The organism is Mesorhizobium sp. M4A.F.Ca.ET.022.05.2.1, assembly GCF_003998845.1.
Classification (GTDB): domain Bacteria; phylum Pseudomonadota; class Alphaproteobacteria; order Rhizobiales; family Rhizobiaceae; genus Mesorhizobium.
The window spans coordinates 1-11,606 of sequence record NZ_RZOJ01000169.1; the positions used below are offsets into that span (position 1 = coordinate 1).

General features: G+C 62.2%; 12 protein-coding genes, 1 tRNA gene and 1 pseudogene. 6 read left to right on the top strand and 8 right to left on the bottom strand.

The genetic code is table 11. The annotated features are described in order from the left end of the window. A pseudogene (locus EN745_RS18835) lies at nucleotides 1–335 on the top strand (histidine ammonia-lyase); the annotation flags it as partial. A gap of 31 nt (nucleotides 336–366) precedes the next feature. Here the strand turns inward: EN745_RS18835 and EN745_RS18840 are convergent. Next, nucleotides 367–449, bottom strand: a tRNA-Leu gene (locus EN745_RS18840). Between the two features lie 343 nt (nucleotides 450–792). Here EN745_RS18840 and tig point away from each other — a divergent pair. From tig to EN745_RS18865, 5 genes are all read left to right on the top strand, one after another. Further along, nucleotides 793–2,283, top strand: coding sequence for a trigger factor (gene tig / locus EN745_RS18845; RefSeq protein ID WP_127421983.1), 1,491 nt, complete (start codon nucleotides 793–795; stop codon nucleotides 2,281–2,283). Nucleotides 2,284–2,461: 178 nt separating this feature from the next. Further along, nucleotides 2,462–2,986 carry a hypothetical protein gene (locus tag EN745_RS18850; protein ID WP_127421984.1) on the top strand — a complete coding sequence of 175 codons (525 nt, stop codon included), beginning with the start codon at nucleotides 2,462–2,464 and terminating at the stop codon, nucleotides 2,984–2,986. Nucleotides 2,987–3,171: 185 nt separating this feature from the next. Continuing rightward, a complete protein-coding gene (locus EN745_RS18855; RefSeq protein ID WP_126054220.1) occupies nucleotides 3,172–3,552 on the top strand; it encodes a cytochrome c family protein in 381 nt (126 codons plus the stop codon). Nucleotides 3,553–3,585: 33 nt separating this feature from the next. Next, nucleotides 3,586–4,515: a heme o synthase gene (locus tag EN745_RS18860; protein ID WP_127421985.1), complete on the top strand. Its 930-nt coding sequence runs from the start codon at nucleotides 3,586–3,588 to the stop codon at nucleotides 4,513–4,515. A gap of 366 nt (nucleotides 4,516–4,881) precedes the next feature. After that, the gene (locus EN745_RS18865; protein WP_126054222.1) at nucleotides 4,882–5,700 is read left to right on the top strand and encodes a DUF2189 domain-containing protein; all 819 of its coding nucleotides are present in this window, start codon (nucleotides 4,882–4,884) and stop codon (nucleotides 5,698–5,700) included. Between the two features lie 142 nt (nucleotides 5,701–5,842). Here EN745_RS18865 and EN745_RS18870 read toward each other — a convergent pair whose 3' ends face one another. From EN745_RS18870 to EN745_RS18900, 7 genes are all read right to left on the bottom strand, one after another. Then, nucleotides 5,843–6,316: an aminoacyl-tRNA deacylase gene (locus EN745_RS18870; protein ID WP_126054223.1), complete on the bottom strand. Its 474-nt coding sequence runs from the start codon at nucleotides 6,314–6,316 to the stop codon at nucleotides 5,843–5,845. A 134-nt stretch (nucleotides 6,317–6,450) separates the two neighbouring features. Next, a complete protein-coding gene (locus tag EN745_RS18875; RefSeq protein WP_126054224.1) occupies nucleotides 6,451–6,849 on the bottom strand; it encodes a cytochrome C oxidase subunit IV family protein in 399 nt (132 codons plus the stop codon). Nucleotides 6,850–6,875: 26 nt separating this feature from the next. Further along, nucleotides 6,876–7,598, bottom strand: coding sequence for a heme-copper oxidase subunit III family protein (locus EN745_RS18880; RefSeq protein WP_126054225.1), 723 nt, complete (start codon nucleotides 7,596–7,598; stop codon nucleotides 6,876–6,878). 10 nt (nucleotides 7,599–7,608) lie between these two features. Continuing rightward, nucleotides 7,609–8,313 carry a cytochrome c oxidase subunit 3 gene (locus EN745_RS18885; protein ID WP_127421986.1) on the bottom strand — a complete coding sequence of 235 codons (705 nt, stop codon included), beginning with the start codon at nucleotides 8,311–8,313 and terminating at the stop codon, nucleotides 7,609–7,611. Further along, nucleotides 8,310–10,079 carry a cytochrome c oxidase subunit I gene (ctaD, locus tag EN745_RS18890; RefSeq protein ID WP_126054227.1) on the bottom strand — a complete coding sequence of 590 codons (1,770 nt, stop codon included), beginning with the start codon at nucleotides 10,077–10,079 and terminating at the stop codon, nucleotides 8,310–8,312. Before ctaD ends, EN745_RS18885 begins: the two co-directional genes overlap by 4 nt. Nucleotides 10,080–10,100: 21 nt before the next feature. Then, nucleotides 10,101–10,973, bottom strand: a complete 873-nt coding sequence (locus EN745_RS18895; RefSeq protein WP_126054228.1) for a cytochrome c oxidase subunit II — start codon at nucleotides 10,971–10,973, stop codon at nucleotides 10,101–10,103. A gap of 154 nt (nucleotides 10,974–11,127) precedes the next feature. After that, nucleotides 11,128–11,556 carry an HAD-IA family hydrolase gene (locus EN745_RS18900; protein ID WP_245487766.1) on the bottom strand — a complete coding sequence of 143 codons (429 nt, stop codon included), beginning with the start codon at nucleotides 11,554–11,556 and terminating at the stop codon, nucleotides 11,128–11,130. Between the last annotated feature and the right edge of the window lie 50 nt (nucleotides 11,557–11,606).

An 11,606-nucleotide genomic window follows, 5' to 3' on the forward strand; every position in this document is an offset into this window, starting at 1 on the left:
CCGGTTATCTGGAGCAGGCGAAGCTCGCGGCGCAACGCACCTTCATCCCAGGAACGGAATCTGCCGGTGCCGGCCAGGACGATGTCGCGACCACGGCGTTCCTCGCCTGGACCAAGGAGGCGACCGCCGGCCGCTGCCTCGACGCGGCGATGGCGATGCTGGCGATGATCGCCTCGCAGGCCCTTCACGTCACCGGCCGCGAGGCACCGCCTGCGCTGCAGCCGTTCGTTGCCGACGTCAGGACCATCGTACCGGCGGTCGGGGCCGACCGCGTGCTCGGTCCTGAACTGGCGGGATTGAGCGAATGGTTCACCGGCAAGGTCTTCGAGACGTGACCGTGGCGACTCGGTTTGTCAGCCGATGGGCTGGTGCGGGTAGAGGGACTCGAACCCCCACGTTTTCACGCCAGAACCTAAATCTGGTGCGTCTACCAATTCCGCCATACCCGCGTCGCCCGGCAATCCCATGTAGCCATCATTCTGTCAATGTCGCGATCAAAATGACCCTCAACCGCCTGAATGCGAAGATAGTTGAAAATTAAGCTGGCCTGTGACAAAAGGCGTGTCGAATGTGACGGGACGCGACGATCCGCTTCTACAGAATGTGATAAGAAGTAGGAAAAACAAAGACTTATTCACATTTTGGAACGCAGTTTGGAAAGGCTTTGAGCCGCTTTAGCGGTCAAACCGCAAGCTTCCGTTACCAAAAGCCATTCCCGGCAAGACTATACCGGCAGGCTGTAAGCGGCATGGGCCGTCTGGCAGTCTCATGGGTGAGAACAAAGGTTTTATGATGCAGGTCACCGAAACGCTCAACTCCGGTCTCAAGCGCGAGATCAAGATCACCGTGCCGGCCGGTGACATGGAAGCCAAGCTGATGGCGCGGCTTACGGATGCCCGCAACAAGGTTCGCATCAATGGCTTCCGCCCCGGCAAAGTGCCGGTGCAGCACCTGCGCAAGGTCTACGGCAAGTCGTTCATGGCCGAGGTCGTCAACGAGATCCTCAACGATTCGACGCGTTCGATCATCACCGGGCGCGGCGAGAAGGCCGCCATGCAGCCTGAAGTGATCATGACCGAGGACGAGAAAGAGGCCGAAAAGATCCTGGCCGGCGGCGCCGATTTCGAGTTCCGCCTCAACTACGAGATCATCCCGGCGATCGAGATCAAGGATTTCTCCGACATCAAGGTGACACGCCAGGTGTTCGATGTGCCGGACACGGAAATCGACGAGCAGGTCAAGCGCATCGCGGAATCGGCGCGCAGCTATGAGCCGAAGACCGGCAAGGCAGCCGAAGGCGACCGCGTGACCATTGACTATGTCGGCAAGATCGGTGGCGAGGCGTTCTCCGGCGGCGCCGGCAACGACCAGCCGCTGGTGTTGGGTTCCAAAGAGTTCATCCCGGGCTTCGAGGACCAGCTGATCGGCGCCAAGGCCGGCGACGAGAAGCAGGTCACCGTCACCTTCCCGGAAAACTACCAGGCTGCGCATCTGGCCGGCAAGGAAGCCACCTTCGACGTCACCGTCAAGGAAGTGGCGAAGCCGGGCGAACTCGAGATCAATGACGAGACGGCCAAGAACCTCGGCCTGGAATCGCTGGAGCGCCTGCGCGAGATCGTGCGCGGCCAGATCGAGAACCAGTTCGGCTCGATGACGCGCCAGAAGGTCAAGCGCCAGCTGCTCGACCAGCTCGACGCATCCTATTCGTTCGAGGCGCCCTCGAAGCTCGTCGAGGCCGAGTTCAACAACATCTGGAACCAGGTCAACCGCGATCTGGAAGCCGCCGGCCGCACCTTCGCCGACGAAGAGACGACGGAAGAAGAGGCGCGCGCGGAATATATGCGCCTGGCGGAGCGCCGCGTGCGCCTCGGCCTGGTGCTCGCCGAAATCGGCGAGAAGGCCGGCGTCACCGTCTCTGACGAGGAATTGCAGCGCGGCCTGTTCGAGCAGGTTCGCCGCTTTCCCGCCAACCAGCAGCAGGAAGCCTTCGAGTTCTACCGCAACAACCCGGACGCGCTGAACACGCTGCGCGCGCCGATGTTCGAGGAGAAGGTGATCGACCATCTGCTCGGCCAGATCTCCGTCACCGACGTCAAGGTCGGCAAGGAAGAACTGATGGCCGACGACGAGGACAGCGAGACCGTGGCCAAGGCGAAGCCGGCGAAGAAGGCCGCATCGAAGAAGGCCGAAGCCAAGGCAAGTGAAGCCAAGGCCGGCGACGACGCAGAGGAACCAAAAAAGAAGGCGGCGCCGAAAAAGAAGGCCGCCAAGGACGCCGAGTAACGCGCGTACCAGGCTTGAATTGCCAAAGGCCGCCCTCGGGCGGCCTTTTTCGTTGAGGCCTGGTGTTGTGGCTTCGGCGCAACAGCGGCGTGCTCGAATGGTGGCGCGCGGCTGGCGATACGAAACCTTGATGATTATCTGCGCTTGTGTCGCGAAACAGAGGGCGTTGGAGGCATCGTTGAGGCGGTTCGTCGAAAAGGGCGGCGTGGTGGCGGCGGCGCTCGCTTTCATCTCTGCCTGCGGCGTGGCCGAGGCCGATGCCGCTCTCGACAATTGGCGTTTCGATACCAGCAATGGCGGTCTGGTCACCGCCTCGCTTTATGCCGACAACAAGCTTCTCACCGGTGGCGGCGCGCTGGGCTACAGTCCGGTGCTGACCATCGCCTGCCAGCCGGGTGGCGAGCCGCACTGGAGCGAATGGGTGCAGCTCAACGATGCCGTGTCCGCCAGCCGCAAGATCACCATGTCGGTTACTGTCGACGGCGACCGCAAATTCGATGAGAGCTGGTCCGTCGGTACGCGCGGCAAGGTGCTGGTCAGGGATGGCGCCGATGGCATCAAGCGGCTGGTGCCGGCGAGCCGGCTTCTGCTTTCCTGGCGCTTCGGCCTGCTGGCGGGACGCGGCGAGGCGGATTTCGACCTTTCCGGACTTGGCGAGGCGGTCGACAGGATCGCCGGGGCTTGCAACACCGATCCACCCTGAGCGCGTCCTAAACCATCGCAATCTCTGGCTTTTTCTATCCGCCGTTCGGAATCCGTGGTATGTAGGTGCCGCAATTCCACTGCGGCAGTGCGGATATTCCGTACTTGCCATCAAAGGGCGCAAGCCGACGTGATCGGCTGCGTGAATCGTCCAAGGCAGGATGACGACCAGGGAGGAAGTGCCATATGCGCGCCATCGCATTTATTGCAGCCGTGTCCGTAACAGCCTTCACCGCCCATCCCTCGCAGGCGCAGGACGCCGCGGCGGGTGAGAAGGTTTTCGTCAAATGCAAGGTCTGCCACATCGCGGACGAGGACAAGAACAAGATCGGCCCTTCATTGCATGGCGTTATTGGCCGCACGGCGGGCACGCACCCTGATTTCGCATACTCCCAGGCGATGATCGATGCCGGCAAGTCCGGCGTCAAATGGGACGACCCGACGCTGACGACCTATCTTCACGATCCCAAGGCCATGGTCAAAGGGACCAAGATGGCGTTTGCCGGTCTCAAGAACGACCAGGACGTGGCCAACGTCATCGCCTATCTCAAGCAGTTCTCGCAATAGTATTCTTCCCGCCTCCATCGGTGGTCGCCTGCAATGTCGACTAGGGAAAGCCGCCTCGAGGACAACGGCATTCGCCTCTCGGAAGCGACGGCCGCCGATTTCTTCGCGCTGCTCAAACCGCGCGTCATGGCGCTTGCCGTCTTCACTGCTTTCGTCGGCTTGATGGTGGCGCCCGGCGTGATGAACCCGGTCATCGCCGTGATCGCGATCGCGGCGATCGCCATCGGGGCAGGTGCGGCCGGTGCGCTCAACATGTGGTACGACGCCGATATCGATGCGTTGATGACGCGTACGTCGAAGCGGCCGGTGCCCTCGGGCCGCGTCACGCCGGGCGAGGCGCTCGGCTTCGGCCTGGTGCTTTCGGCGCTCTCAGTGATGACGCTGGGCGTGCTGGTTGGCTGGCTCGCGGCGTTGCTGCTTGCCTTCACCATCTTCTTTTACGTCGTGATCTACACGATGTGGCTGAAGCGTTCGACGCCGCAGAACATCGTCATCGGCGGTGCGGCGGGCGCGCTTCCTCCGGTCATCGGCTGGGCGGCCGCCACCGGTGCCGTCGGTGTCGAAAGCCTCATCCTGTTCCTGATCATCTTCCTGTGGACGCCGCCGCATTTCTGGGCGCTGGCCTTGTTCAAGGTCGGCGACTACGCCGCCGCCGGTATTCCGATGATGCCGAACGTGGCGGGCGAGGCTTCAACGCGCAGACAGATCTTCGCCTACGCGCTCATCCTGGCGCCGATCGGGGTGCTGCCCTGGCCTTTCGGATTCGCCAGCGGATACTACGGGGTCGTCGCAGCGGCGCTGGGTATCGGTTTCATCTGGCGTGCCTGGAAGGTGCTGGCCGCTCGCGACAATGAGATGACGCCGGCAAAGGCGCTGTTTGCTTTTTCGATCGCTTACCTCTTCGCGATTTTCGCCACGCTGCTCTGCGACAGGATCGTTTCGCGCGTGGTCGCCTCACTCTGATCCCGATGGGCATGAGCCAGGTTCGCAGCCGCAGCCCGCGGGCCGCCTAGAACCTTGCTTCCAAAGCCATCACGCCGGCAGCGCAAAGAATCCGAGCAGCAGCAGAATGAGTATCCCAAGGCCGAGTATGAGAAGCGTCCGAGTGTCCATGACCTTCACCTTCGACCTGCAGGAGAATAGCGAAAAAAGGATCTTCGAGCCAGCCTGTGCTTGGGCCCACCCGGATCCCTTGCCGACAAAGGGCGACAAGTCCCGCGCAAAAGTGTATGGTGTTTGTGGTGCAGGTTGCGGTTTGCGTGACCAATCACGCAGAACGATAGCACCATGAAACCGCGACCGCGCCGGACCTGATCTGGAGGAATGGTCATGGCGAGCTTTCACGTTATTGCAGGTGCCAGCGAAACGCTGGAGCATACGAGAATTCGAAAAATCGGCGTTTCCGATCTTTTCGACGCGCTCAGACGCGGCGTCGACGATTTTATGGTCAAGCCCTCGCATATCGTGTTTCTCTGCCTGATCTATCCGCTGGTCGGCGTGGTTCTCGCCGCCTGGACATCGGGCGCCAACGCGTTGCCGTTGCTGTTTCCGCTGGTCTCCGGCTTCGCGCTGCTCGGCCCGTTCGCCGCGATCGGCCTCTACGAAATCAGCCGCCGGCGGGAGGCCGGTCTCGATGCCTCCTGGAGCCATGCCTTCGAGGTCAAGAACTCGCCCGCCTTGCCGTCGATCGCGGCGGTCGGAATCATGCTGTTTGCGATCTTCATCGCCTGGCTTCTGACCGCCCAGGCATTCTACGTGCATCTCTTCGGCCCGACGCCGCCGGCATCGCTGTCCGGCTTCATCAACGAAATATTTGCCACCGGGCGCGGCTGGACGCTGATCGTGCTCGGCCATGCCATCGGCTTCGTCTTTGCCGTGGTGGTGCTGTGCACCACGGTCGTCGCCTTCCCGCTGCTGCTCGATCGTGATGTCGGCGCGTACGAGGCGATCCACACCTCGGTGCGCGTGGTGATGGCGAACCCGATCGTGATGGCGGTCTGGGGGTTGATCGTCGCCGTTGCGCTGATCATCGGATCGATCCCGGTCTTCGCCGGCCTGGCGGTGGTGCTGCCGATTCTCGGCCACGCCACCTGGCACGTCTATCGCAAGGTCGTGGAACCGCCACCTTCGGTCAAACCGGCAGGTTGAGATTTGGGGCCGCGCCGTTTCGGCGCGGCTTAAAGCGCGTCGCGTCTGAACGGATTCAGGCGACGCGCTTTAAGCTTTTGTCTGTGCATGTCGTTGTCCCAAAACCGCTGCACACTTTTGAGTGACATGCATTTAGCTAGCTTCAGTAGGCCGGATGGCTGAAGCGGGCCTGGCGCGCATCCGTTGTCAGGTTACGAAAGTCCTTGCCGCTGACATGAACGAGCGTCCTGTGGTCGCCGCCTTCGAAATAGATGTCGTCGGCGTTGCCAAGGCTTTCGTCGAGGATCACCGGCACGTCATAGGCGGCGCCGATCGGTGGCACCGCGCCGATGTCGCAATCGCCGAAGAGCGAGACCACCTCGTCCTCGGAAGCAAGCCCGAGACGCTTATCCATGATGCTTTGCAACGTGCCGAGCTCGATCCTGTGCGTGCTCGGGACCACGGCCAGCGCATAACCGAGCTCGTGGTGGACGACCACCGATTTGGCCATGATGCTGCCGGGCACATGCGCGGCGATGGCGGACTGCCGGCTGGTGGACGTGCGGTGATGCTCGACGGTGTCATAGGAAACGCCCTTGCCGTCGATGAAATGCTTCAGTTTGTTCGCGATCGTCATTTTGGCTCCCCTTGCTTCAGGTTGTGATGCAATTGGAACGACGGCTGTCTTCGACCGTCTCCGATACCGACAAAGATGGCTCAGCCATCCATTGTTTCAAGGCGAGGCGACCGTCCAGCAACTCCGGCTGTGCGTCAGGGTCCGGCACCGAAAAACGTTACACGGGTGAAAAGCGTGTAGTCGGACTCGAAGACCATCATCATCGTGAACACCAGCACCAATATCGGCGGCAGGATGATCGCATAGGCCAGCGCCAGCCTTTCCCAGGCCATGTGCATGAAGACGGCGACGATCAGCCCGGCCTTGAGCATCATGAAGATCAGGATCAGCGACCATCTGAGATAGCCGTGCAGCCCGAAATAGTCGACCAGGTAGGAGCAGGTGCTGAGGATGAACAGCCACACCCAGACCACCAGGTAGAGCTTGATCGGATGCTCCTGATGCGCCTCGGCCACGGCGACCGTCGCAGCGTCATGCGCGTGGTCGGCGTGCAGTGCGTGTTGCCCGAGACCGTTTGCGGTTGCTTCAGCCATGGCTTCCTCTCAACAAAGCCTGCTTCTCACCAAAGATAGAAGAAGGCGAAAATGAACACCCAGACCAGGTCGACGAAGTGCCAGTAGAGGCCCATGATCTCGACATTCTCGTAGCGGCCCCTGCGGCTTGTGAAGAAGCCGGGCCGCCCGATGTCGTAGTCGCCGCGCCAGACCTTGCGCGCCGTGATGATCAGGAAGATCACGCCGATCGTGACGTGGGTGCCGTGGAAGCCGGTGATCATGAAGAACGAGGAGCCGAATTGCGCGGCGCCCCAGGGATTGCCCCAGGGCCGTACTCCTTCGGTGATCAGCTTGGTCCACTCGAAGGCCTGCATGCCGACGAAGGTGGCGCCAAGCGCGGCGGTCAACAGCATCAGGATCGCGGTCTTGCGGCGGTCGCGGCGGTAGCCGAAATTGACCGCCATGGCCATCGTGCCGCTGCTCGAGATCAATACGAAGGTCATGATGGCGATCAGGATCAGCGGAATCTCCTGGCCGCCGATGCGCAACGCGAAGACCTCGCTCGGATTGGGCCATGGCACGCGCGTCGACATGCGCGCGGTCATGTAGGAGAGCAGGAAGCAGCCGAAGATGAAGGTGTCGCTGAGCAGGAAGATCCACATCATGGCCTTGCCCCAGGACACGTTCTTGAACGCGCGCTGGTCCGAGGCCCAGTCAGCGGCAATGCCTTGCCAGCCGGAAGGCCTTGGCTCCGTTTGGCCGCTATGCACCAGTGTCGTCTCAGCCATCGCCTGCCTCCTAGGTCAGCAGCTGCCGGCAAATGTCGATGAACGTCGCGGCCCAGCCGGCCAGAAGGGCGAAGATGCAGAGCCAGACGAAAAGCAGGAAATGCCAGTACATGGCGCAGAGCTCGACGCCGAGGCGCAGCCGCTCCGGCCGAGCGCCGTTCCAGGCGCCAGCGCTCGTCCTGCCAAGGCCGATCAGACCCCCCAGTATGTGCAGGCCGTGCATGCCGGTGATCAGATAGAAAAAGCTGTTGGCCGGGTTGGCGGCGAGAAGATAGCCATCCTCGGTCAGTTGCCGCCACGCCACGAGCTGCCCGATGAGGAAGCCAAGCGCTGTTACCCCGGCCGTGACAAGACCCAGCCGGACATTGTCGACCTGGCCTTTGCGCGCGGCGGCGACGGCGCATTGCAGCGCGATGCTGCTCAGCACCAGCACGCCGGTGTTCAGCCAGAGGAGGCGCGGCAGTGGCAGCGGCCGCCAATCCGACAGGCCCATGCGCATGAAATAGGCGCTGGTGAACAGCGAGAACAGGCAGCCGACGACGGCGAGGAAGACGCCGAGGCCGATCTTGGCGGTGGGCAGAGCCGACCGGTCGAGGTCGACGAAATCCCCTGCCGGGCCTTGTTCCAACCATGGTTTCGCCGTCAGCCGCTGGTGCGAGAGCCACCAGCCGGCGAAACCGGCGATCACAGCCAGGAAGACCAGGATGACGCTCATGCCGGCTCCTTGGAGAGGCCGAAATTGCCCGGCACGTTCTGCGGAATGAAGTCCTCCTTGGCGCCCGGCACGCTGTAGTCATAGGCCCAGCGATAGACAATCGGCAGCTCCTTGCCGAAATTGCCATGGGTCGGCGGGGTCTCCGGCGTCTGCCATTCCAGCGTCGTCGCCCGCCAAGGATTGCCGCCGGCCTCGCGGCCATTGCGGATGCTCCAGATCAGGTTGAACAGGAACACCATCTGGGCGAAGCCGACGATGAAGGCCATGATCGAGATGAACGAGTTCAGATGATGGGCCGACTCCGTCATTATCGTCATGTCGGTCAGCTCAGCGTAGCGCCGCGGAATGCCGATCAGGCCGAGATAGTGCATGGGGAAGAAGATCAGATAGGCGCCAAGGAAGGTCACCCAGAAATGGAAGCGGCCGAGTGTCTCGTCGAGCATGCGGCCGGTGACTTTCGGGTACCAATGGTAGATCGCGCCCAGGATCACTAGGATCGGCGCGACGCCCATGACCATGTGGAAATGGGCGACGACGAACATCGTGTCCGACAGCGGTACGTCGACGACGACATTGCCGAGGAACAGCCCGGTCAGCCCGCCATTGACGAAGGTGACGATGAAGGCGAGCGCGAACAGCATCGGTATGGTGAGATGGATGTCGCCGCGCCACAGCGTCAGCACCCAGTTATAGACCTTGATGGCGGTCGGAACGGCGATGATCAGCGTGGTGGTGGCGAAGAAGAAACCGAAATAGGGGTGCATGCCGCTGACATACATGTGGTGCGCCCAGACCACAAAGCTCAGCGCACCGATGCCGACGATGGCCCAGACCATCATCCGGTAGCCAAAAATGTTCTTGCGCGCATGGGTGCTGATGAGGTCGGAGACGATGCCGAAGGCCGGCAGCGCGACGATGTAAACCTCGGGGTGGCCGAAGAACCAGAACAGATGCTGGAACAGGATCGGGCTGCCGCCATTGTGCTGCAGTTGTTCGCCCATCTCGACGATCGCCGGCATGAAGAAGGAGGTGCCGAGCACGCGGTCGAGCAGCATCATCACGCAAGCGACGAAAAGCGCGGGAAAGGCGAGCAGCGCCATCACGGTGGCGGTGAAGATGCCCCAGACGGTGAGCGGCAGCCGCATCATCGTCATGCCGCGGGTGCGCGCCTGCAGCACGGTCACGACATAGTTCAGGCCGCCCATGGTGAAGCCGATGATGAACAGGATAAGTGAGGAGAGCATCAGGATGATGCCCCAGTCCTGGCCGCCGGGCGTGCCGGTCATGATGGCCTGCGGCGGGTACAGCGTCCAGCCGGCGCCGGTCGGTCCGCCGGGCGCGAAGAAGCTCGACACCAGGACCAGCACGGCGAGCAGGTAGATCCAGTAGCTCAGCATGTTGACATAGGGAAACACCATGTCGCGCGCGCCGACCATAAGCGGGATCAGGTAATTGCCGAAGCCGCCTAGGAAGAGCGCGGTGAGCAGGTAGATCACCATGATCATGCCGTGCATGGTGATGAACTGGTAATAGGCCTCGGGGGTGATGAAGTCGAACGTGCCGGGGAAGCCAAGCTGCAGCCGCATCAGCCAGGACAGCATCAGCGCCACGAAGCCGATCGCCGTCGCCGTCGCCGAATACTGGATGGCGATGACCTTGGCGTCCTGCGAGAAGACGTATTTCGTCCACCAGCTGTGCGGATGGTAAAGTTCCATTTCCGCGACTTCGGCCGGCGGTACGGCATCTGCAGGCGTGATATCGACCATGGCGGCACCTCCGTGCCCTGTTCAGCGTGCCTCGACAGTTTCGAGTTTTGCCGCAACGTCCAGACCAGACGCCGTCGCCTGGTCGGCCGAGCCCGTCTTCTGGGGCGCCGACAGTTGCGCGAAAGTCTGCTGCTGGCCGAGCCAGGCCAGGTAGTCCTGTTCGGTATCGACCATGACCACGCCATGCATCAGCGGGTGACCCTGGCCGCAGAGTTCCGCGCACAGGACCTGGAAGGTTCCGGTCCTGGTCGGGGTGAACCAGAAATAGGTGACTGAGCCCGGGATCATGTCCATCTTGGCGCGGAATTCCGGGATGTAGAAATCGTGCAGCACGTCGACCGAGCGCAGCACCATCTTGACCGGCTTGCCGATCGGCAGGTGCAGATCGGCCGCCTCGACCACGACATCGTCCTGGCCGTTGGGATCGCCGGGGATGACGCCGAGCGGATTTTCAGCCGTTATGTCGCGAGTGTCAGAGGTGCCGAGCTTGCCGTCCTTGCCGGGCAAGCGGAAGCTCCATTGCCATTGCTGGCCGATGACTTCGACCTCGGTCGCGTCGCTCGGGACAGTGACGAAGCGGCTCCAGACGAACAGGCCGGGCACCAGAAGGGCGGTAACACCCACTCCCGTGACGACCGTCAGCCACCATTCGAGGCGCTTGTTCTCCGGTTCATAGGCGGCGCGGTTGCCTTCCCGGTGGCGGAAGCGGAACACGCAATAGGCCATGAAAAGCACCACGGCGGCGAAGACGACGCCGGTGATCCAGAAGGTTATGATGATGGTGTTGTCGATATAGTCCCAGTTCGAGGCAATCGGCGTCCACCACCATGGGCTCAGGAAGTGAAACACCACAGAGCCCACAACAACCAAAACGAGTACAAGCGCAATGGCCATGTCCCGTCCTCCCGGCATTCGAGGGGGCGCGAAGCCGTCCCGGTGAATGCCGCTGGCATCATAGCGTGATTTGCGGTTGAAATTCCAGAGCCGACTATGCGTGGGATGTACATGTGGACAAACTGGCGCGTCCTGCGGTCACGGAGCCTCGTTTTCAGGTCGGACTGGATCGCGCGATGATCCAATCGGCCGCAGCCGCGAGGTCGGCGACGGTCGCGGTCGGCGGCGGATCGAACCGCTTCTCGTCGCCGCGGCGATATTTGCCGGTGCGCACCAGCAAGGCGCCCGAAAGCCCCGCGCGGAGCGCGCCGGCTATGTCGGCCTCGGCGTCGTCGCCAACCATGATCGCCTGTTCCGGCGGACAATTCATCGAGGCCAGCGCCGAGAGAAAGAATGCCGGTGACGGCTTGCCGAGAACGGTCGCGCGTTTCAGCGAGGCAAACTCCAGTGCGGCGACAAATGGCCCGGCATCGAGGCTGAGCGCGCCATCGGCATCGCGAAATGTCCGGTTAGTGGCGAGAGCCAGCAATTCGGCCCCCGCGACCAGTTCGCGGAACGCGTCGTTCAACACCGCGTAAGTCAATGCGTCGCCAGCGCGCCGTCATCGTCGGCGACGCTGGCGACGCATTGACT